The organism is Dietzia sp. B32 (assembly GCF_024732245.1).
GTDB lineage: Bacteria > Actinomycetota > Actinomycetes > Mycobacteriales > Mycobacteriaceae > Dietzia.
This window is the reverse complement of record NZ_CP093845.1, coordinates 1397978-1420466: the sequence shown is the minus strand read 5'-3', so window position 1 is coordinate 1420466 and position 22489 is coordinate 1397978. Positions and strand designations below refer to the sequence as shown.

Below are 22489 nucleotides of genomic sequence, written 5' to 3'. Positions count from 1 at the left end.
GGCATGCCAGACGACGTGAACGAGATCACAGAGCGGCGCCCGTGGAGTCCGCCACTGCGGCCCGAGGGCTTCCACTGGGAGATCCCGGAACGATTCAACATCGGCGCCGCGTGCACGGACGTGCATCCGGAGGGCGCACCCGCGATCGTGGTGGACCGCGGCGACGACCCGCCGGAGATCACCACATTCGGCGAACTCGGCGAGCGCGCCCGCCGGCTCATCACGTTCCTGCGGGAGCGCGGGGTCGGCGAGGGTGACCGCGTCGCCGTGATGTGCGCGCAGTCCGCCGAGACCGCCGTGGCGCACATGGCCGCGTACCTCATGGGCGCCATCGCGGTGCCGCTGTCGGTGAAGTTCGGTCCCGAGGCGGCGCTGTTCCGCATGGGCGACTCCGGCTCGGTCGCGGCCGTGTTCGACGCCGACTGCTACGCGCGCCTGGCCGACGAGCTCGCCGAGCTGCCCGAGCTGCGCACCGTGCTCGTCACCGGCGATGCGGTTCCGGCCGCGACGTCGCCGGTGGCCGGGGCGATGCACGCGGCGGGTACGGCCCCGGCGGTCGACGAGTCAGCTGCGGCGGCCGCCGACGGAGCCGTGGCGGGCGCTGGCGCGGATGGCAGTCCAGCGGCGGATTCCGGCACGCTCACCGTGCTGCCGCTCGCGGTGGCGGAGGAGGCGGACCTCGCCGTCGTCGTCGCCGACACCGGACCCGACGACCCCGCGCTGCTCATCTACACCTCCGGAACCACCGGCCAGCCCAAGGGCGCGCTCCACGGCCACCGGGTCGTGCTGGGGCACATGCCGGGCGTCGTGCGCGCGCTCGACGGGTTCCCCGCGGCGGGGGAAAGCGCCGCCGACGTGTTCTGGACCCCGGCCGACTGGGCGTGGGCCGGGGGGCTGCTCGACGTACTGCTGCCCAGCCTCTACAGCGGTGTGCCCGTGGTCGCCTCCACCCGGCGGCCCAGCCCGGAGACCGTCGAGCACATCCTCCGTCGACACGGCGTGACCTGCTCATTCCTGCCGCCGACCATCCTCAAGATGATGCGCGCCTCCGACGTGGACTACTCGCGCACCGGGCTGCGGGCCGCGTTCTCCGGCGGCGAGGCGCTCGGCGAGGCCGTGGCCGAATGGGCGCGCGAAGCGCTGGGCGTGCAGGTCAACGAGATCTACGGCCAGACCGAATGCAATCTCATCGTGGGCACGTGTCACGCCGAGTTCTCGACCCCGCCCGGCTCGATGGGCCGCCCCACGCCCGGGTTCGACCTCGTGCTGCTCGACAGCCGTGGCGAGCACCTCGGCGAGCCCGTCGCGGCGGGGGAGGTCGGCGAGATCTGCGTGCGGCTGCCCAGCCCCAACGCGTTCCTGCGCTACTGGAACGCGCCCGAGAAGACCGCGGAGAAGACCGCCGACGGCGTCCTGCACACCGGGGACCTCGCCAAGGTCGACGACGAGGGGAACTTCTGGTTCTCCGGCCGCAACGACGACCTCATCTCCTCGGCCGGCTACCGCGTGGGCCCCGGCGAGATCGAGGACCAGATCCTGCGCCACAGTGCCGTCGAGATGGTGGCCGTGATCGGCGTGCCGGACGAGCTGCGCGGCGAGGCGATCGTCGCGTACGTCGTCCTCGGCGAGGGCGCCACCGGCTCACCCGAGCTCGCCGCCGAGATCCAGGCCTTCGTCAAGGAACGGCTGGCCTTCTACCAGTACCCACGTGAGGTCGTCTTCCTCGACGAGCTCCCCACCACCAACACCGGCAAGATCCGCCGCGCGCAGCTGCGCGCTGATCACCCAGCGCAGCTTCGCGCCACCCACTCAGAGGACGCGAAATGAACAATCCCGTAGTCATAGGCGTGGTTCTCGCCTATTTCGTGCTCATGTTCGCCATCGGCGCGTGGGCCAACACCAAGATGAAGTCGGCCAAGGAATTCCTCGTGGCCGGCCAGTCGCTCGGCTTCTTCGTGATGGCCATCGCCAGCTTCTCGTCCATCCAGTCCGGCTGGGGCATGGTCGGCGGCACCGGGCAGACGTACTCCTGGGGCCTGCAGGCGCTCATCGCCGTCGGGCTCTTCGCGCCGTTCGGGTTCGCCGCCGCCTGGTTCCTGCTGGGCAGCCGCCTGAACTGGATCGGCAAGAAGCACAGTGTCTACTCGGTGCCCGACCTCATCCGGATCCGCTTCCAGGACCGCACCTCCCACGCCACAATGTCGGTCGCGGTGTTCATCGCGTCGATCGCGTACATGACGGCGCAGGTCACCTCGATCGGCGTGATCATCTCGCTCCTGCTGGGCACGTCTGTGGCGACCAGTGCGTGGATCGGCTCGCTCGTCGTGGCCGGGTACACGATGGCCGGCGGCATGCTCGCGGCCGTGTGGACCGACCTCGTGCAGGGCGTGCTCATGGTGGTCATGTCCGTGGGGCTGTTCTTCTTCGCCGTCCAGGTGGCCGGCGGGTGGAGCCCGATGCTCGAGACCATCTCCTCGACCAGCGCCGAACTGCTGGCGATCGACGGGGTCAAGTCGCCCACGTACATCTTCGCCTTCGGTCTGCTCATCTTTGTGGGTGCCGTGGGACAGCCGCAGCTGCTCACCAAGTTCCTCATGCTCCGCGACATGACGCAGCTCAAGTGGGGCGCCGCCGTGGCCGGCATCGCCTACGCGGTGACCACCCTGTTCTCGGTGGGCATCGGCCTGGCCACCCGCTCGATGGTCGTCACCGGTGACGCCCCGGAGCTGGAGAACATCGACGACACCGCCATCTGGTTCCTCGACTCGGTGACGCACCCGATCGTCGGCGGCATCGCCCTGACCGGCCTGCTCGCCGCGATCATGTCCTCGGCCTCGAGCTTCATAACCATCGGCGCCGCGTCGATGATGCGGGACTTGCCCGCCGCGTTCGGCGTGCGGGTGGTCCGCGAGGTGCTGTGGAGCCGGGTCGCCTCGCTGACCCTCGTGGTGCTCTCCGTGCTGCTGACCCTGTTCCTGTCGCAGGTGGTGTTCCTGCTCGGCGCGCTCGGCTGGGCCGCGTTCGCCGCCGCCCTGCTGGGGCCGGTGGTGATGTCGATCTACTGGCACCGCGCCACCGCCACGGCCGCGACCGTCACGATCGCGTTCGCGATCCTCGGCAACATGATCATCACCTCGCTCGCCGCGCGGGAGGTCATCACGGTCCCGGCGTTCATGCAGGTGGGCGGCATCTCGCTGCTCGTGTCGGTGCTGCTGTTCTACGTGGTCTCGCTGATGACGACCAACCGTCACCCCGACGCCACGCTGGAGCATCTCTACGGCGGCCCCGGCGCCACCGCCACGCGCCCGCTCACCGGTGCGGCCGCCACCACCCCGAACGCCGCGACCACCTCGAACGCCGCGACCACCCCGAACGCCGCGTCCACCGAAAGGACCGACAATGTCTGACCTGACTGCACTCGCCCGTTCCGGCGCCCCCGTCCCCGAGCACACGCGCGCGGGAGCCCTCGTCCACGCGTTCGTCGGCGTCGCCGCCTTCGCCCTGATCGGGATGCTCACCGACACCTGGCAGATGGTGTTCCTCTCCGTGCCGCTGTTCGCGCTGGCCATGATGCTGTTGGGCTCACTGCGCGCCGACGGCACCTGGGACCGGATGTCCTCGATCGCCATCGGTGCCTACTGCGGCGGTCTGGGCGTGCTGGTGCTGTGGTCGGTCCTCACCGCGAGCGGCGACGCCACCCTCTGGAGCCTGCCGATGTCGATGGGCGTCATCGTCTACTTCATCTGGCCGTACACGGCCGTCGGCGCGGGGCTGCTGTACGCGTTCGTCTTTGACCGCACGATCGACGAGAAGCGGCTGGCGGCGGCCGACGACTGACCGACGCTCTCCCGCGGTCGGCCCCTCCTGCCGCCACCGCCGCCCACCCCGCCCGCACCGCGTCCCCCGCCCGCACCGCGTCCCCCGCCCGCACCGCGTCCCCCGCCCGCCCCGCGTCCCTCGCCCGCCGCGCCCACCCCGCGTCCCCCTCAGCCGCGCGCGAATCCTGCAGCCGCTCACGAATTTTCGTGGGCGGCTGCAGGCTTTGCGCGCGGATGCGTCGTGTGGCAGCGATGGTGGGCGTGCAGCGACGTTGGTGCCCCCTGGAAGGTCGACGACGACGAGGAGCGCAGCTGCCTCGAGCGCGCACAGTCACTCGGTGGGCCGAACCGTCGGAGGTCGGCAACAGTGGGCAAACGGTGGTTAGGTTTCCGGCTCGTCGCGTTCTTCTCGACCCCTCGTGCGGCGTCCGCTATCGGCGTCGGCCGCAGCATTGCTCCGATCGCAGGTGTGATTACCTGCAACTTCGGCGAACCATCGAGCTCTGGGGTCGCCCGCGTGGGCCCGATCCCCGCCCGGCGAAATTAACTGTGGTGTGGACCACAACTGTTCTGTAGGGTAACCACTGTTAGTCACGCCGACGTGCGACAGCAGGCCGGCGAACGTTAGCTCAGCCCCTTCACGGCCCCTGCGCGGTGGCCGCGGCCGGCAGGACCGGGATCACAGGGCTCGAGTCTCGATGAGAAAGATGGTCATCTCATGCAGTCATCACTTGTCTCCATGCCGTCGATGGAGAGGGTCCATACCGGGACGCCGGTGGCGGAGGCCGCGGTGCAGGAAGCGGACCTGCTCGGCGCGCAGCGCGTCTTCATCGTGTGCAGCGGAACCCTCAACTCCCAGACGGATGAGATCACCCGCATCACCGACGCCCTCGGACCGCGGTTCGTGGGCCTCTTCGACGCAGTCCGCCCGCATGTCCCGCGTGAGGACGTGATCGCTGCGACGAAGGTGGCGGCCGAGGCCCGTCCCGACATGCTGCTGTGTGTGGGCGGCGGTTCCGCGACGGACCTGACCAAGATCCTCGCGGTGATGCTCGAGCACGACGTGCGGGACACCGACGCGATGGACCCCTTCCACATGCAGGTCAATGAGGACACCTCGGTGTCCGCGCCGTCGTTCGCGCCGCCGCGTATCCCCGTCGTCATCGCCCCCACGACCCTGGCGGGCGGCGAGTTCAACGCACTGGCCGGGTCCACGGACGAGAAGACCAACGTGAAGGAGGGGTACGTCCACCCGGCGATGACCCCGAAGGCCGTCATCCTGGACCCCGCCATCACCCGCCACACCCCGGAATGGCTGTGGCTCTCGACGGGCGTCCGCGCGCTCGACCACGCCTTCGAGACCCTGGGCTCGCTCAAGTCCAACGGGTACTACGACGGCATGGCGATGAACGCGATCCGCCTGCTGTCCGAGGGGCTGACCCGGGTCAAGGCCAACCCGGAGGACATGGACGCCCGGCTGATGTGCCAGGTGGGTGCCTGGTCGTCGATGGTCGCCATCGTCGCCGGCCTCGACATGGGTGTCAGTCACGCCGTGGGGCACGCGCTCGGCGGGTCCTTCAAGGTGCCGCACGGCTACACCTCCTGTGTGATGGCCCCGCACGCGCTGGAGCACAACCGTCCCGTCAACGAGCACCGGCAGGCGCTGATCAGTGTGGCGTTCGGGCAGCCGGACCGGCCCGCCCACGAGCTCGCCGAGGAGCTCATCCGTGAGCTCGGCATGCCGCAGACCCTCACGGAGGTCGGCCTGTCCGAGGAGGACCTGCCCGATCTGGCGATGTACACGTTCAAGGACATCTGGTGCGGGACCAACCCCAACCCGATCGACGGCGCGGACGCGCTGGTCCCCGTGCTGCGGCGCGCACTCTGACGCCTGCGGCGAGCCACTGACGAGATCGGCCCCCGACCACCTGCGGCAGGTGGTCGGGGGCCGATCGTCTTGTGTCCGCTGAGCGGGTCACGCCCTGGTGGGGGCCATCAACCCTCGGTGGCGGGTCCGTCGTGCGGCGGGGGAGCACCCGCATCGTGGCGCAGGATGCCGCCGACGATGTAGTCGACGTAGGTGTCCACGAGCGCGTCGACGTTGTGGTCGTCGCGCAGCCACCAGCTCACGCCGTTCATGAGGTCGAGCGAGGCGACGGACGCGCGCAACGGATCCGCCACGTGGAACTCGCCAGTCCGGACGCCTGCGGCGACCACGTCGCGGACCCGCCGCTGGTAGTACTTGCGGTAGTCCACGACGTGGTCGCGGTGTTCGGGGGTCAGCGCCGCGAGCTCCCTGAGGCTCACCAGGTGCTCGACCCGGTGGACGGCGAGGTGGCGCAGGTGGACGCCGATCAACCTGGTCAGGCGTTCCGCAGGGGAACCGGGCTCATCGAGGACGACGAGGTGTTCCTCCACCGGGTCGCGGGTCATCTTCAGCGCGATCGCGTAGAGGATCTCCTCCTTGGACCCGAAGTGGTTGTAGAGGCTCGCCCCCTTGATGCCCACGGAGTCCGCGATGCCCCGCATGCCGGCGGAGTGGTAGCCCTCGGCGGCGAAGTAGCGGGCGGCCGCGGTGAGGATGGCGTCGCGTCGGCTGCCCGGGGCAGGTGCGGAGTCCCCCTCGCGGGTCGGCGAGATCGAGGGGGCGGGGTCGGTGTTCAGCGTCTCAGTCCTTCGCGTACAGGCGGCGCAGCTCCCTCTTGAGGAGCTTGCCCTGGGGGTCCACGGGGAGCTCGTCCACGATGGTGATCTCCTTGGGGACCTTATAGCCCGCAAGGGTCTTCTTGCAGTGGTCTCGGAGTTCGTCGCCGGTGATCCCACTGCCGGCGCGGGCGATCACGAACCCGGTGACCACCTCGGACCAGCGCTCGTCGGGCAGTCCGACGACAGCGGAGCGCACCACGTCGGGATGCTGCTGCAGCTCGCGCTCGACCTCCTGGGAGGAGACGTTGTATCCGCCGGTCTTGATCATGTCCTTGTTGCGGTCGAGGAAGAACAGATTGCCCTCCGCGTCGCGGCGGACGATGTCGCCGGTGTGGACCCAGCCACCCTCCAGTACGGCGGCGGTCTTCTCGGGTTCCTTGAAGTAGCCGGCCATCACCGAAGGCGTCCGGCACAGGAGTTCGCCGCTCTCGGCCTCGGCTCCGTCGGCGTCGACGACCTTGACCTCGAGGTGCCCCACGGGCTTGCCGATCCAGGTGGGGTCCTGGTCGGGGACGTCCTCGAGCCGCTTGAACCAGCCCACCGAGCCCAGCTGGGTCAGCTCGGACTGTCCCCAGTACGTCCCCCAGACCGACCGGGGCGCGGCGTGGTGCCAGGCGTCGACGGTCCGGGGCAGCACCTGGCCGCCGTAGGTGAGGCAGCGTTCGACCGTGCCCACGGTCTCGGGGCCGAAGTCGGGGTGGTCCGCCAGTGAGAGGAAGAACGTCGGGGTCTGGGCGAGGACGGTGATCTGTTCGGTCTTGATCATGTCGAGCGCGACGGCGGGGTCGAGGCTCGCCGGAAGGACGAGAGTCGCGCCCAGCAGGAGGAGAGACGTCAGGGAGCCGATCCCCGCGATGGTGTGGAACGGCATGACGTACAGCCAGACGTCGTCGTCCCGGCAGCGCAGGCCCCAGGTATAGGCAGGTGCGGTGGAGATGAGGTAGTTGCGGTGGGGCAGCATCACGCCCTTGGGGGCCGCCTCGGTTCCACTGGTGTAGACGATCATCGCGAGGTCGTGCTCGTCCACATCGCAGTCGGGCTCGGAGTCCGACGCGGCGTCGAGAAGGTCCCGGAAGTCCCGGTGGCCGGGGGCGCCGTCGATCACGATGAGTTCCGGGCGCGACGCGAGGGGCTCGAGCGCCGCGGTGAGGACGGGCAGGAACTCGGCGGCCACGACCATCGCCGCGGGCTCCAGGTGTTCGATCTGCTGGCGGACCTCGGCCTCGCCGAACAGCACGTTGATCCCGGAGTAGGCGGCCCCGATCTTGAGCGCGCCGTAGTAGGCGACCACTGATTCGACACGGTTTCGGGCCATGATCGCCACCCGGTCTCCTCGGGTGACGCCCAGGTCGAGGAGCATGTGGGCTGCCCGGTTGGCGTCCGCGTTGAGGTCCCCGTAGGTGGTCACGGTCCGCTGGCCGTCGCCCGCATAGGCGACGATGGCGGGCTTGGACGCCCGGCTCTGGGCGTGGCGACGGAGCTGATCCCCCAGGGTGGCGCGACCCAGGAGCGACGACTGGTATGCCGTCAGGGGCCGGCCGCGTGCTGCCTCGGTCCGTGATGCCTCGGTCGTCGGGTTCATGCTGGTGGCGCCTTTCTGCTGAAGAGCTCGATCCCCGGCGATAGCGGCTGACGATCGTTAGTATGACTTGGCTCATAGTGGCAGCCGGAGAAAACGCCGTCAAGCGGAGGTCGTACAACTACCAGGCCGAAATCCGGCAACCTCTGGCCGCGGAGACTAACTGCTGTTAGTCTCGCTCGTTATGAACAGCATCAGCGAACAGGATCGGGCCCGTCTTCGATCGGCAGTGCGTGGCGGCAACATCCCGACCATGCTCGCCGTCCTGCTGGAACTCACCGGCGACGAGCGCTGGACCGAGCCCCGTTTCCAGCCGACCCGCAGTAGGGGAATGGACGACAACGCCACCGGGGGACTGCCCGAGGAGATCCGCGCCGAGATCCAGCAGGGGTTGGTCACCGCGGTCGAGCAGTGGTGGGACGCGGGTATGCCCGAGAGGCGCACCCTCGCCGCGTCCGAGGTCGGCCCGATCCTCGACTTCACCTGCGGTGAGACCGTGCCCGAGGACTTCGGCCCGATGATGGCCGAGATCGTCAACGGACCCCGCGCCAAGACCGCGCCCGGTCTCGAGACCACGCCCGAGACGGCGCCCGACCGAGCCCCCCACCCCGCCTCCGACCGCGGCGAGGACCGTCTCCATGCCATCGTGATCGGCGCCGGGATCGCCGGCATGCTGGCCTCGGTCGAGCTGACCAATGCCGGGATCCCCCACGTCATCCTCGAGAAGAACGCCGACGTCGGCGGCTCGTGGTGGGAGAACCGGTACCCGGGGGCCGGGGTGGACACCCCGAGCCACCTGTATTCGATCAGCTCCTTCCCGCACAACTGGTCCACCCACTTCGGCAAGCGCGACGAGGTGCAGTCCTACCTCGAGGACTTCGCGTCGGTGAACGACATCCACCGGCACGTGCGCTTCAACCACGAGGTGACGCGCGCCGAGTTCGACGAGGACCGTCAGCTGTGGCACGTGACGGTCCGTGGGCCGGGCGGGGAGTCGGAGATCCTCGATGCGCCGGTGCTGATCAGCGCGGTCGGGCTGCTGAACCGGCCCAAGATGCCCGCGATTCCCGGCATGAACGGATTCCGGGGACAGCTGTTCCACTCGGCGGAGTGGCCCAGTGAGCTCGATGACCCAGAGGCGCTGCGTGGCAAGCGTGTGGGGATCGTGGGAACTGGCGCCAGCGCGATGCAGATCGGGCCGGCGATCGTGGACCGCGTGGGGTCACTGACCGTCTTCCAGCGTTCGCCCCAGTGGATCGCGCCCAACGACGACTACTTCACCACCATCGACGAGGACGTCCACTGGTTGATGGACCACGTGCCGGGGTACCGCGAGTGGTACCGCGCGCGACTGTCGTGGATCTTCAACGACAAGGTCTACTCGTCCCTGCAGGTCGACCCGGACTGGGACGAGCCCACCGCGTCGATCAACGCCACCAACCACGGTCACCGCAGGTTCTACGAGCGGTACCTGCGGGACGAGCTCGGTGACCGCACCGATCTGATCGAGGCGTCGTTGCCGGATTACCCCCCGTTCGGCAAGCGCATGCTGTTGGACAACGGATGGTTCGCGATGCTGCGTAAGCCGCACGTGAAGCTGGTCCCGCTGGGCGTGGACGCGGTGACCCCCACCGGCCTGGTGGATTCCGAGGGGCAGGAGCACGAGCTGGACATCATCGTGATGGCCACGGGGTTCCAGAGCGTCCGGGTGCTGTACCCGATGGACATCGTCGGCCGGTCGGGTGCGTCGACCGCCGAGATGTGGGGCGAGCACGACGCCCGCGCGTACCTCGGGATCACCGCCCCCGACCTCCCGAACTTCTTCATCATGACCGGGCCGAACACTGCCCTGGGTCACGGCGGGAGCTTCATCACGATCCTCGAGTGCCAGATCCGCTACATCATGGACGCGATCGAGCTCATGCGGTCCCGCGACCTCGGGGTGGTGGAGTGCAAGGCCGAGGTCAACGATCGCTACAACGAGGCGGTGGACCGCCAGCACGCGCAGATGGTGTGGACCCATCCCGGCATGGAGAACTGGTACCGCAATCCGGACGGGCGGGTCGTGGCCGTGCTGCCGTGGCGCATCAACGACTACTGGAAGATGACCTACCGGGTGGATCCTGACGACTTCCACCTCGAGCCGGCGCGCACCCTGGCAGAGCGGCGGTGACCAGCACCCCAGCCGACGCCGCCGAGACCCCGCACGGCGGCCCCCTGTCGGGCGTCCGGGTCGTCGAGATGGAGGCCATCGGGCCCCTGTTGCACGCCGGCATGATGCTGGCAGACCTGGGCGCGGACGTCGTCCGGATCGTGCGCCCGCCGCGCGGGGCGGACGATGACGGAGTCACCGACCCCAACGCCGGGATGCTCCGGGGGCGAGGCGAACTGCAGGCGGACCTGACCGATCCCGACCAACTGCGCATGGTCCGCGACCTGCTGCGTCACGCCGACCTCCTGTTGGAGGGTGGCAGGCCCGGAACCATGGAGAAGTTGGGCCTCGGCCCCGACGTCCTGCTCGCCGACAATCCGCGGTTGATCTACGGGCGGATGACGGGCTGGGGCCAGGAGGGGCCACTCGCGCACCGGGCGGGGCACGACGTGAACTACCTGGCGCTGGCGGGTGCGCTGGAGCCGCTGGGGCCGGCGAACGGCCCGCCGGTTCCCCCGGTGAACTATGTCGGCAACTTCGGCGGCGGCTCGATGTTCCTGCTGGTGGGCGTACTGGCCGCACTCCATGAGCGTGAGCGCACCGGCAGGGGCCAGGTCGTGGACGCCGCGATGGCGGACGGCGCGAGTTCCCTGACCTCCCTCCTGCGTTCGTGGGAGCACGCCGGCCGGTGGTCACCGCGTCGGGGGACCAATCTGCTCGACGGGTCCGCGCCGTTCTACCGTGCGTACGAGTGCGCGGACGGCCAGTTCGTCGCGGTCGGGGCGTTGGAGGACGTGTTCTACGAGCGCTTCCTGGGCGGGCTCGGGCTCGATTCGGCGGACCTCGCCGATCGGTGGAACCCCGCGAACTGGCCGGGCCTGACCCAGGTGTTCTCGGGTGTCTTCGCGGGTCGGGACCGGGATGAGTGGACCGAGGTGTTCGAGAACCTCGACGCCTGCGTCACCCCTGTCCTCACGCTCCACGAGGCGACCCTCCATCCGCAGGCCACCGAGCGCGCCGGTTTCGTGGAGGACCAGGGCTTCCCCATGCCCGCCGCGGCACCGCGCCTGGCCTCGTCCAGGGGCGCGGCGCCGCCGCGGGTCGACGCCGATGTCCGCACGGTGATGTCGCGCTGGAGTGCCGACGAGGAACCGCGGGTCTGACGACGACGAAACCACGACGACGACGACAACGAGCTCAGCCCCCGGCGAACCAGCCGTCCGCCCGGCCCGCCGAACCGGCCGGGCGGTCAGCTGAGCTGCGCCAACAGCTCCTTCCACACCGGCCGCCAGTACGCGATCGCTTCGGCCGAGTCGAGTTTGGTGTGCGCCAGCCCCACGGTCGCCTTGCTACCGGAGCTGCCCCCGGCCTTGTCGCTGAAGTTGATCGCCACGCGTGTGCCGTCGGCCAGCGGGACCCGCCAGTAGCGCCACTTCTCGGACCGCGTCACCGACGGTTCGGCCTCCACCGGAATCCCGCCGAACTCCTCGCGTCCGGCGACGAGCTCGGCCCACGCCTGCAGGGCCGCATCCTTGTCCCCGGCCACGGTCCGCGAGGTGGACAGTTGGAAGTCGCCGTCGCAGGACTGGCCCGGAACCCGCAGGCCGGCGTGCTGCTCGTAGGCGATGGCCGCGCCCTGCGCCCACCACTCGGCCCGCTCCACCGACCCGGGCATGTGCTCCAGAGTCAGCTTGGCGATCGCCGTGTGGTTCATCTCCCGCGCCCCGGCCTGCTCGAGCAGTTCGACCCACTCGTCCCACGGGCGGCCGGTGGCGGAGGCGATGGCGGAGGTGTTGGACGGTTTGACCATGACCTCATCGTGCCGGACCTGCGGCGCCCTGTAACCCCTGTGCAGGGCACCGCAGGTCAGCGCCTCCGAGTGGGCGAATTGCCGGTTAGATCCCGCCGCCGCGGCGACCGGACCACCATGGAGGCACGCGGCGAGAGGAGCGTCATGCACGCCGACGGAATCGGGGACCGCGACCAACCCGAGCGCCACGAGGTCGAGCCCCACGAGGTCGACCGCAACGAGGCCGAGCGCAATGAGACCGAGGCGCAGCGCATCGACCGCAACTGGATCGAGCTGCTCCAGGAGCTGCGCATCGTCCAGACCGGCGGCCAGGTGCTCACCGGCTTCCTGCTCGTGCTGCCGTTCCAGGACCGCTTCGCGGAGATCGGCGGAGGCGCTCGCGCCCTCTATCTGGCGGTCCTGTCACTCGCCCTGGCCTCGACGGTGCTCCTGCTGGCGCCGGTGATGATCCACCGCGCGGTGTTCCGCTCCCACCGCAAGGACCGGGTGCTCCGGCTGTCGGCGACGCTCGCCCGTGTCGGGCTGTCGATCCTGTCGGTCGCGCTCGTGGGTCTGGTCGCGTTGGTGTTCCCGCTGGTGCTGGGGACCGCGTGGGGGCTCGTCGCCGCGGCGGTGATGGCAGCCTTTGTGGCGGTCATGCTGTTCGTGGTCCCGGCCCGCGTCCGCCACCACGCCGCGTCGAATCCGTACGTCGCGGACTGACCGCCTCTCCACTCCGCGGCGAGAAACAGCGGCCTTGACCAGCGGTGCCCTGCAAGGCCGGTCCAGGGCACCGGCCACTAACGCATGGGCGTTTTCTTCGTCTCCGGTCGGCGGGTGAAGTAGGAGATCCTCGTCTCCTCCCTGACTCTCAGCCCACCGCAGGGGTGATTCCCAGAGTGTCGGTCCACACTTGACCCAGCGGGCCGGAGGCCGTCTGGCTCCCCGAGCAGGAGGTAGGGCCATGTCCGAAATGGTGTTCTGGTGGTGGGATCGGGTTCTCTGGGAAGTCAGTAGGTTCGTGCGCGGTTCGCTCGGGTATCCGGAGTCGGGATCGGTGGGACCCCGCATCATCGCCATCTAGCGAGGTGCACCGGGCGGGTACGCGAGTGATGCTGATCGACGCTTCGACGACGACGACGAGGTGCGCCCTTCTCCACTGCACGCGCCGTCCCGCCATGCCGAACCGGCCGGGGTAGCCGGCTCAGGTCGTCGACAGTCACCTCGTTGGCCCGGGTCCGGGCGACTGATACGACGCGACCCCGACCAGGAGTTCTCCTGGCCGGGGCCGTTCATGTCACGCCTCGGTCGTGGCTGTCACCCGTGTCAGCGGCGGCAGGTCGAAGATCCACCCGGCGGTGCCGTCGGGTTGGAGCATTGCCCGTTGCGCGGAGTCGTCGAGCTGGAACGCGATGACGATCTCGTAGTCCCGCCCCGGCGACAGGTCGGTGGTCCTGGAGTCGGCGGCATGCTCGCAGTCCGAGCTGAGGCGTGTGGCCCCCCGGGTGGTCTCGCCGGCGCGGACCTCGGCGAAGTCATCCGGGCCGACGGACGCCCACCGGTCTGGGCCCGCCTCGGCGGAGGTGGTGATGCTCAGGGTGAGCTCGACTCCGCAGCCGGGCGTGCGCACGATGTCCTCGACCTTCGCGCGGCCCAACTCGACGCCGTCGCGGTTGACCACGGTGAACTCCCGGCCCACGCGCACCGACTCGGGCTGTTGCGGCCCCTCAGGCACGGCGGACTGTTCGGTGGGCTCCGCGACAGCGGTCGGGTCAGGGGATTCGCTGGTGGCCGGCTCGGAGGTGCCGGACGCGGTCGTGCTCGACTGGGACTCGGACGGCTCATGCTCCGAGGTGGTCGACGTAGCGGTGGCTGTGGTCTTCGCGGGAGTCGAGGTTGTCGGCGACGGAGTTGCACCCGTCGTGGTGGCGACCCCGGAGTCCTCATCGGTCTCTCGGGCGCTCTCGTCGTTCGCGGCGTCGTCGAGCGTAGGCAGCTCCGATTCAGGCGTACGACCGCCGATCGCACTGCGGTCCTCGGTGGGAAGCACCGTGGTGGACTCGACGGTCGGCTCCACCTCCGGGGTCATCCGCAGAGCAGTCCGGCTAGCGAAAGTCGCCGTTGCCGGTTGGTTGGGAGCCTCCGCCAGAGCCTTCGGTCGGGCGGTGGTGGGCCGGGGCGATTCGGCGGGCATGTCCTGCGCGATGCCGCATTCGGCGGACGCGAGGACTACGTGCAGGGTCCAATCCGAGAGCGGATAGACGTTCTCGACGTGGAGTCGAACTTCCACCTTGGCCCAGCCCGGCCCTTGCGACTGGTGGACCTGTAAGACGCCGCTGATGTTGTGCGACAGGAAGCCGCGGTCAGTGGCGGATGTCTGGCGATTGGCCGGGGGCAGGTAGAGAGGCGTTCGCCCGCGAAGCAGGATTGGGCCACCGGCGGAGACGCGAGGCTCAATCGTCTGACCTGCCACACACGTTGCGGTCGCGGTGATGGGAGCTTGGCTCGACGACGATTCGAACGTCACGTTCTGAACGCCTCTGATGCCCGCCGCCCACAACTTGAGGTTTCGTACGTCGGACTTTGCGAAGCTGCCAGCAGGGGGAACGGTCGCGGTGGCCCCGCAGCTCGCGGCTTGCTGCGCGCCCACACCGGCGCACGCGTTCCCCGACATCTCCAGGGGCAGAACGTCGAAGGCCCCGCTGTCGTCGTACGCCAACCGAGCTGAGTCGCTGCGGTTTGTCGGGTTCGCGACGGCGCGCGCCGGACCGATGGGGTCCGAGGTGATGGGGCGTTTGATCACACCGTTGCCCGAGATGGCGCGCGCGTAGCTCTTGATCCCGGCGGGGTCCGCGCCGAACACCGACTCGCCGTGGACCGTGTCCTGCCACGTCGCCTCGGTCGGACGCATGGTGGCGGCCCCCAGAGCCAGGGTCGCGAGCAGGGCCAGGACGCCGGCGAACGCCAGGAGGATGCGCGGCTGCTTGACTGACTCACGCATGAGCGGGCCCCCCGTCGACCTCGACCTCGACCTCGACCTCGACCTCGTCCTCGTCCTTGGGCCAGAAGGCCCACAGCACTCCGAGCGCGGCCAGTCCGGTGATTCCGCCCAGCACCATGGGATTGCTGAACCAGACGATGATGTTCGCGAGCTCGGGCACCGACCACAGCACCTTGCGGACCGTCTCGACCCGGTACATGCCGGGGTCGATGTTGGGGTTGGCGTCGCCCTTCATCTGCACGAGCGCCTCGCCGGGCGTCTGCGGGTGCACCTCCACGACCCGGTGGGTCACCGGGAGTTTGCCCTCTCCGCGGTCGACCGTGATGACGTCGCCCACGCGGATCTCGTCGGCGGAGATCTCCTTGACCACCGCCACGGCTCCGGTGGGGATGGTGGGGCTCATCGACCCGGTCTTGAACATGATCAGCGAGATGTTCATGGTGACCGCGGCGATCACGAGCCCCACTGCCACGACTCCGCCCGCAGCCAGGAGATTGGCGATGCCGCCGCCGATGTACGACCACACCGACCGTGTGCGCGGTGCCCGGTGGGAGGTGGCAGCTGAGGCCGGGCCTTCCGAGGGGGTCTGCACGGTCGGTGTGCTCATGGCGTTCTCCTGGTGAGGGCTGGGAGTCGAAAGGGGGAGGGGAGGGAGAAGGCGAGATGGGTGCGGCGGCGGGATCGTCGCCCGCCACCGCGGTCACGAGTTATTACGCGACGGGGTCCTTGGAGGTGGCGGTGAACTCCCAGAGGATCGCGTCGGAGAGCTCGTCGCCGACCTCGAGGGGGGCGCCATTGGCGAGGGTGGCGGAGAAGCACACCCAGCGGTAACCCTCGGCGGCGATGTCGCCGGTCAGCATCTCCCCGGGCGCCGCGCCGATGGTGGCGGTCCGGGTGAAGGTGACGGAGCTGTCGCACTTCGGGGCGGTCGCGCTCGTTCCGACGTTGGCGACGCCGACGCTCACGTACGGCGCCAGGGGCGAGCTGTCGGAGTTGGTGCGGCTGAGCACGATGTCGGCTCCGAGGTTGCCCTCGGTCTCCTTGAGGCCGACCAGCTGGTAGACGGGCTTGTTGGGGATGAGCTTGTTGGCGCCCTGGGCGAACGTCATCGCGCCGGGGCCATCCGTGCCCTCGCCGTCGGAGGCGACGTGGGCGGCCCAGGAGGATCCACCGTCGAACGAGCCGTCGATGTTGAAGGACGTGTTCTCGGTACCGAAGGTGCCCTCGCCCCAGACGGTGTCCGACCAGGCGGCCAGGGTCACAGCGGCGCCGACGCCCAGCACGAGGCCGGAGGCCATGACGGCGCGGACCTTCTTGCGGCGGTTCTGGTTCTTGGCGGCGGGCTGGGGGGTCTGGGGCGCGGTGCTCATGCGAGGGCCTCTCGAACGAAGGGGGATTGTCAACAGGTGTCTGTTGACGTGACTCATTTATGATTGCTTACCTACTGGCGGGTAGCAACCTGAAAGTTGACATTTGTTCGTAACGTCACAATCCGGTGGTTTGGCTGACAAGTGGCTTGTACCAGCACATCTGAGGATTGCATCGGGTTTGAAAAGGCGCAGAATCTGAACAGATCGGTCTGGACGAGCGTCCTGGACGGTGTGTTCAGATGCCTGAATCACGACGATGACGGGCTCGTCCGCCGCGCTGCAGCAGGCTCGTCACGGGGGTTCTCAACAATCGACCAGGTTCCGCTGTCCGAGATGTCAGCGTCGGGTACCGAGGCTGCCGGTCCCGCCGGGAGGGGTACGACGACGACGAGGTCGGCCGCCTCCGACAACTCATTCACTCGCTCGGTGCGCCGAACCGGCGGGGTCTGCCGTCGCGAGGACGGACCCGCGGGCTCAGGCGCGGGCTGCTCCGCAGATCTGCCGCGGCTCTCCTACAGATCCCCCGGCAGCTTGTCGCGCCGGATGTCGCGCCAGGAGGACTGGCGCATGTGGCCGTCGTCGGTGAAGCCCTGGTGGCGGACCTCCACGACGAGCTTGGGCAGGACCCAGATGGCGTCGCGGCGAGCATCGGCGGGCAGTTGTTCGACGAACGGGCTGGTCTTGCGCGTCAGTGGTTCGAGCTCGTCGAGCAGTGCGCGGGCCTGCTTGTCGCTAAAGCCGGTGCCCACGCGGCCGATGTAGGTGAGGCCCGTCTCGGCGGGCAGGCCCAGCAGCAGTGAGCCGAGTGAACCGGAGCGCCCGCCCTTGCCCGGCCGCCAGCCGCCCACCACGGCCTCGGTTGTGGTGAGCAGCTTCTCCTTGAGCCACGCCTTGGACCGCCGCCCGGACTCGTACCGGGAGTCCCGACGTTTGGCGACGATGCCCTCCCAGCCGAACTCCTCCGCCTCGGCCAGGGCGCGGTCTCCGGGGCCGTCGAGCACCTCGGGCACGTGCACCCGATCCACGCTGGTCAGCGCCGGGGTGAGCAGGTCCAGCACTTCGCGGCGCCGCTCCCACGTCTGTGTCCGCAGGTCCACGCCGTCGACCTCCAGCACGTCAAAGACGAACAGTTCCACGGCGGGCAGCGACGAGTCCTGCCCCTCCGCCGCCGCCTGCTTGGCCAGTGATGCGAAGTCCGGGACGCCGTCGGAGCCCAGGATCACCAGTTCGGCGTCGATCACCGCGGGCCGGTCGAGCGCGTCGGCCAGCCCGGGGAAGCCGTCGGTCAACCAGTCCATCGAGTTGCCGTTGCGGCTGACGAGGCGCGCCTGCCCGCCGGCGCCGCTGGTCGCGATGGTCACCCGGTAGCCGTCCCACTTGCCCTCGAACGCCCACTTGTCGTCGGGCAGCTCGGTCACCGTGGCGGCGGTGGGGATCATCGGCAGCGGGGGAGCGTCAGGCCGGTCGGCGCCGCCGGGCCCGCTGCCCGAGTCGCCGGACGATCGGCCGCCCGAGCGCCGGGCCGACCCCTTGCCCGAGCTGCGCGCCCGCTTATCGCCCTCCGGGTATGACGACTTGGGGTTGTCGCGCCCCCCGTAGAAGGAGTCGGGCGACTGGTCCTTCATGTACTGCACGATCCACTGGTTCTTCTCCGCGCTGGTGCGCACGAGCACGTAGCGGCCGGAGACCTTGTCGCCGTGCAGCCACACGATGATCTCGTCGGAGCGCCATTTCTCGCACTCGTACCAGCCCTGATCCCAGATGGTCATGTGGCCGGCGCCGTACTCGCCCTTGGGGATGGTGCCCTCGAACGTCTCGTAGCCGAGTGGGTGGTCTTCGGTGTTCACCGCCAGCCTTCGGTCCTTGGGCTCGGTCGGCAGGTTCTTGGGCACGGCCCACGACGCCAGCACCCCGTGGTGCTCGAGCCGCAGGTCGAAATGCAGGCGCCGGGCGTGGTGCTCCTGGATGACGAAGATCGGCCCGTCGACGTCGTCGCGATCGGTCTCGACCTCGCCCTCGAACGGCTCCGGCGTGTTCCGGCGATCCCGCTTGCGCCGGTACTCGGCCAGGCTCGTGACCACGGCGTCCTCGCTGGCGGGTTCGGCGTCGCAGCCCTCGACGTCGGTCGCGCTGGTGTCGGCGGGCTCGGGGTCCTCGTCATCGGACGACGACGACGAGCTCTTCTTGCCGCCCCCCGATTTCTTGGCCCGCGAGGCCGAACCGGCCGAGGACTTCCCGCTTTCGGATCCAGCCTTCTTCGCCGGAGTCTTCTTCGCGGCCGACTTCGTGGTCGGCTTCTTCTTGGCCGAACCGGGACCGGAACCTGAGCCCTCGAGCCCGTCGAGGAGGTCGCCGTCGGAGTCCAGCCGCTTGAGGACCTCGTCCCAGTGCAGGTGCGCGAGTCCGCCGTCGCCGAGTTCCTCCCACGAGCGGGGAGCGGCGACCCACGGTTCGGCCCGCCCGCGTAAGGAGTAGGGCGCGACGGTGGTCTTGGCGCCGCTGTTCTGGCTCCAGTCCACGAACACCTTGCCGTCACGGATGGACCGCGTCATGGTGGCCGTGACCAGGTCGGGGGTCTGCTTGGCGAGCGACTGCGCTATCTGCTTGGCCACCTTGGAGGCGCTGGCGGCGGTGACGGCCTTCTCCAGGCGGGCGTAGAGGTGGATCCCCTTGGACCCGGATGTCACAGGGAAGGAGTCGAGTCCCGCCTCGGACAGCAGGTCGCGGACGCGGAGGGCCACCTTCGCCGTCGTATCCAGATCCACGTCCTGGCCCGGATCGAGGTCGATCACGATCCGGCGCGTCCGGCCCGGTTCATCGTTCTCAAGGGTCCACTGGGGCACGTGCAGCTCAAGGGCGGCCTGTTGGGCGAACCAGGCGAGCGTGGCGGGGGAGTCCAGCACCGGGTAGCGGACGGTGCGCGAGGAGTGCTCGATCGCGACGCGCGGCACCCAGTCGGGCGCGTGGGAGGGGAGGTTCTTCTCGAAGAACGAGTCCTCGCCGGTCCCGTCGGGCCAGCGCTTGCGCGTCACCGGCCGCCGGCCCGCGTAGGTGATCAGCAGCGGGGCGACCGCCTGGTAGTACTCCAGCACATCGGCCTTGGTGGTGCCGGTGGCTTCGTAGAGCACCTTGTCGGGGTGGGTGAACCGGATGGTGCGCCCGTCGACTTCGACCGACTCCTTTTTCCCCTTGGTCGCCATGGGTCCACTCTGGCACTTGTGTCGGACACTGGCGACCGGCTCAGTAGCTGAATCGCCGTCGCCGTGCAGGGCCTCCGGTCAGGCGTGGCTACCGATGAGCTCGTCCATCGACTGCCCCGAGTGCTTCGACCACAGGCCGAACACCGCGCTGGTCATGGCCGCGGCCGCGTAGAGGCCGGACGCCGGCCCGTGCTCGCCGATCACGGTGCGCATTCCGGAGGCGGCGTCGCAGTCCAGCAGGACCGCATCGCACAGGTCCGCCATGCCGTCTGGGGCGTCAGGCAGCCGTGCGCTGTCGCGGACCTTGGCGATGACGGCGGCGGGCAGCTCCGGCGCCACCGACTGGGCGAGCTGGGCGAAGCGGGAGGCCACGGTCAGGGCGTCGGGGATCGGCGGGGGAGAGGCATCGGCAGTCATCTCCAGGACCTCGAGGAGCTCGCCGGCGGCAGAGGTGTCGCCCCGCGCGTGGGCGTCCAGAACGGCCCGGACCTGCTCGACGGCGGACTTGTGGCGCTGCTGTGCGCGTTCCATCCCGGCCTCGAGGTCGGCGACGGACGCGGTTCGCACATCGACGCCCTCGCGGACCAGGAGCGGCGCGAAACGCTCGAACTGTGCGCGCTGTTCAGGAGAAGCCATGGCTCCATTGTGTCCCTCGGGATGAACAAGCCCGCGGCGCGGTGCACATCACCGATCCGCGGGGCCACCTGCCCGTGCCTCACCTCGTGAAGTCGATGACCAGCCGTCCGCGCGTGCCGCCGGCTTCGAGTCGTTCGTGGGCGCGCCACGCATCCTCGGGCGCGTAGCTGTCCGCAACCCGGAGAGTGACCACGCCGTCTTCCGCCAGCTGCCGAAGCTCGTCGAGTTTGCCCTGCTCCTTGGCCATATCCGCCACGCTCACGGCGTGGACCTTCAGGTCGCGCTTGCCGTCGCCCTGGTACCACCGGACCGTCGCGACTCCGCCGCCGGTCTTGACCGCGGGGAGCACGGCCGCGTCCTGGACGGCGCCGTCGAAGAGGCCGTCGACGCCGTCGGGGTAGAGCTCGAGGATGCGGTCGGCGACGCCCTCGCCGCGTCGGACGATCTGATCGGCGCCGAGCGACCGGACGAGGGCTTCGTCCGCCTCGGACGCGTCGGCGACCACGACGAGGCCGTCGTGCTTGGCCAGCTGGATGACGTATCCGCCGGTCGAGCCGGCCGCTCCGGTGACCGCAAGAGTCTGTCCGGGCTGGAGATCGAGGAGGTCGAGAGCGCGCCGGGCGGTGAGGCCGTTCATCGGAAGGGTCGACGCGGCGACGTCGTCGGTATCGCGGGGTGCGCCGGCGATCGACTTCGCGGGGAGGACGATGTCCTCGCGATACGCTCCGTGCTCGTCGCGGGGCACCACGATCCCCATGACCCGGTCGCCGACCGACAGGGAGGTCGTGGCGTCCTCGCCGATCTCGACGAGCGTTCCCGCGATGTCCATGCCCGGGACGTCCGCAGCTCCGCGCGGGGTTCCGGTCTTCGAACGGGAACCGTTGCGCGTGTAGGTGTCGGTGGGGTTGATGGTGGCGGCCGTGACCCGCACGCGGACCTCGGTCGGCCCGAGCTCCTGAGCTGGGATGTCAACGACCTGCAGAGCGTCTGGGCCCCCGTAGGTCGTCACTCCGACGGCGCGGACGGATCCGGATGCATCGCTCACTGCTTCTCTTTCCCGCGGAGCCGGCAGAAGTTCGGGGCCGCTCCGCTTGGTTGTTGACACGAGTCACTGGTTGTTCGCATGGTAGCCATCCACCAGTTCGGAACAACCGTGGCCGATCGGTGGAGGTGGCGCAGCCGCTGACCCCTCGGCGGGGGGTCACGGTGGTTAATACGACGACGACAACGACTTCAGCCGCCCAGGAACGGATTCCCGTGCCGGCGTGGTCGAGGCTCGTATCGAAGAACGAGTTGGCGTCGGTGAGGCCTGGGCTCAGGCCACTACGTCCGCCCAGCAGTGATCGCGCGGGTGCGAGTTCCGACTATATGGATGGACTAAGCGCCTGATGTCCAGCCGATCCGGGTTCCTCCAAGGCCCACACCTTCATAGATGAAGTCCGGGTCGTCGTGGCCGTCGTTGACGGACGTCACCGCGTAACACAGTGACCCCAGAGTGCTTCCGCCGACAGGAACCAGCTGGTCCTCGAGGCGATCAATCTCGTTCAATTCGTTGGGGGTCTTGCTCTTGCCGATGTCCGAGTGATTGGCGAAGTCGGACGGGCCGACTTCGAAAGGCTCGCTTGAGTTGTTCGCGACCGTGACTGTTGTGCAATAGGCGTTCCGCGAATACCAGCTTTCTGATGGGTTGAACTCGAATGGCGAGGCGGTCACCTCGATGCCATTGAACGAAACGGTGTCTCCGAAGTAGGCGCCAATGTCAGAGGGGCGCTTGCCGACGTAATTTGGCCCCGACCCCGGAGCCGCACTGTTGCCCGTCATGTCGCCCCTGCCAGAGGTGGCGCTACCGGAACCTCTGGTCACCAACAGGGCGACGATGACCGCGAGTAAGACGACAACAACCAGGAGCGCGCCGATGAGGACATATGCAGTGCTCGCAGTGAGGCCTGCGCGACGAGGGGCGGGAGAAGGCATGAAAAGGACTTTACTGTGACGATGTGGTTCTCATTCACATAGGTACAAGTCGGGTCGCGGACCCGGCGAATCGCAACAGCCTAGGTGCAGTAGCGGGGTCTCGCCGATCCGGTCACAGCAGGTGAATGCGTGTCCAAACGCCTCGCGTGTCGCGAGGGGAGTCGGTCCGCCACCCATCAACCTCGCCTCACACCCTCACCGCCACTCTCCAGCCCGGTGAGCCCTCGGTTACCACCCGCTCTCCCCACGAAACGATCACGTCAC

17 protein-coding genes are annotated in these 22489 nt (G+C 69.1%); 7 read left to right on the top strand and 10 right to left on the bottom strand.

Annotated elements, in window-relative coordinates:
* Positions 1–3: 3 nt before the first annotated feature.
* The 4 genes from L8M95_RS06815 to L8M95_RS06800 all read left to right on the top strand — a co-directional run bounded on the left by L8M95_RS06815 (position 4) and on the right by L8M95_RS06800 (position 5706).
* Entirely contained in the window at positions 4–1827 is a 1824-nt protein-coding gene (locus L8M95_RS06815) for an AMP-binding protein (protein WP_260488731.1), read from the top strand.
* Positions 1824–3407, top strand: coding sequence for a sodium:solute symporter family transporter (locus L8M95_RS06810; RefSeq protein ID WP_260488730.1), 1584 nt, complete (start codon positions 1824–1826; stop codon positions 3405–3407). Before L8M95_RS06815 ends, L8M95_RS06810 begins: the two co-directional genes overlap by 4 nt.
* Positions 3400–3837, top strand: a complete 438-nt coding sequence (locus L8M95_RS06805) for a hypothetical protein (RefSeq protein WP_260488729.1) — start codon at positions 3400–3402, stop codon at positions 3835–3837. Before L8M95_RS06810 ends, L8M95_RS06805 begins: the two co-directional genes overlap by 8 nt.
* Before the next feature lie 699 nt (positions 3838–4536).
* Positions 4537–5706, top strand: coding sequence for an iron-containing alcohol dehydrogenase (locus tag L8M95_RS06800; RefSeq protein WP_260488728.1), 1170 nt, complete (start codon positions 4537–4539; stop codon positions 5704–5706).
* A gap of 107 nt (positions 5707–5813) precedes the next feature.
* Here the strand turns inward: L8M95_RS06800 and L8M95_RS06795 are convergent, their stop codons facing one another.
* Complete coding sequence (locus tag L8M95_RS06795) at positions 5814–6458, bottom strand: TetR/AcrR family transcriptional regulator (protein ID WP_260489185.1); 645 nt, start codon at positions 6456–6458, stop codon at positions 5814–5816.
* A 28-nt stretch (positions 6459–6486) separates the two neighbouring features.
* Positions 6487–8106: a class I adenylate-forming enzyme family protein gene (locus L8M95_RS06790; protein WP_260488727.1), complete on the bottom strand. Its 1620-nt coding sequence runs from the start codon at positions 8104–8106 to the stop codon at positions 6487–6489.
* A gap of 181 nt (positions 8107–8287) precedes the next feature.
* Between L8M95_RS06790 and L8M95_RS06785 the strand changes: the two genes are divergently transcribed.
* Together L8M95_RS06785 and L8M95_RS06780 are read left to right on the top strand one after the other, a co-directional pair.
* Positions 8288–10276: an NAD(P)/FAD-dependent oxidoreductase gene (locus L8M95_RS06785; protein ID WP_260488726.1), complete on the top strand. Its 1989-nt coding sequence runs from the start codon at positions 8288–8290 to the stop codon at positions 10274–10276.
* Positions 10273–11418, top strand: a complete 1146-nt coding sequence (locus L8M95_RS06780) for a CaiB/BaiF CoA-transferase family protein (RefSeq protein ID WP_260488725.1) — start codon at positions 10273–10275, stop codon at positions 11416–11418. The genes L8M95_RS06785 and L8M95_RS06780 overlap by 4 nt, the downstream gene beginning before the upstream one ends.
* 86 nt (positions 11419–11504) lie before the next feature.
* Here L8M95_RS06780 and L8M95_RS06775 read toward each other — a convergent pair whose 3' ends face one another.
* Positions 11505–12065, bottom strand: coding sequence for a hypothetical protein (locus L8M95_RS06775; RefSeq protein WP_260488724.1), 561 nt, complete (start codon positions 12063–12065; stop codon positions 11505–11507).
* Positions 12066–12209: 144 nt separating this feature from the next.
* Here L8M95_RS06775 and L8M95_RS06770 point away from each other — a divergent pair, with 144 nt between their 5' ends.
* Complete coding sequence (locus tag L8M95_RS06770) at positions 12210–12767, top strand: DUF6328 family protein (protein ID WP_260488723.1); 558 nt, start codon at positions 12210–12212, stop codon at positions 12765–12767.
* A 574-nt stretch (positions 12768–13341) separates the two neighbouring features.
* Here L8M95_RS06770 and L8M95_RS06765 read toward each other — a convergent pair.
* The 7 genes from L8M95_RS06765 to L8M95_RS06735 all read right to left on the bottom strand — a co-directional run bounded on the left by L8M95_RS06765 (position 13342) and on the right by L8M95_RS06735 (position 22225).
* The gene (locus tag L8M95_RS06765) at positions 13342–15045 is read right to left on the bottom strand and encodes a hypothetical protein (RefSeq protein WP_260488722.1); all 1704 of its coding nucleotides are present in this window, start codon (positions 15043–15045) and stop codon (positions 13342–13344) included.
* Complete coding sequence (locus L8M95_RS06760; protein WP_260488721.1) at positions 15038–15652, bottom strand: signal peptidase I; 615 nt, start codon at positions 15650–15652, stop codon at positions 15038–15040. The genes L8M95_RS06765 and L8M95_RS06760 overlap by 8 nt, the downstream gene beginning before the upstream one ends.
* A 103-nt stretch (positions 15653–15755) precedes the next feature.
* On the bottom strand, positions 15756–16415 hold the full coding sequence (locus tag L8M95_RS06755) for a SipW-dependent-type signal peptide-containing protein (protein ID WP_260488720.1): 660 nt from the start codon (positions 16413–16415) through the stop codon (positions 15756–15758).
* 512 nt (positions 16416–16927) lie between these two features.
* On the bottom strand, positions 16928–19615 hold the full coding sequence (locus L8M95_RS06750; protein ID WP_260488719.1) for an ATP-dependent DNA ligase: 2688 nt from the start codon (positions 19613–19615) through the stop codon (positions 16928–16930).
* Between the two features lie 78 nt (positions 19616–19693).
* A complete protein-coding gene (locus L8M95_RS06745; protein ID WP_260488718.1) occupies positions 19694–20251 on the bottom strand; it encodes a hypothetical protein in 558 nt (185 codons plus the stop codon).
* Positions 20252–20330: 79 nt separating this feature from the next.
* The gene (locus L8M95_RS06740; RefSeq protein WP_260488717.1) at positions 20331–21296 is read right to left on the bottom strand and encodes an NADP-dependent oxidoreductase; all 966 of its coding nucleotides are present in this window, start codon (positions 21294–21296) and stop codon (positions 20331–20333) included.
* Between the two features lie 332 nt (positions 21297–21628).
* Positions 21629–22225: a DUF4352 domain-containing protein gene (locus L8M95_RS06735; protein WP_260488716.1), complete on the bottom strand. Its 597-nt coding sequence runs from the start codon at positions 22223–22225 to the stop codon at positions 21629–21631.
* Positions 22226–22489: the final 264 nt, after the last annotated feature.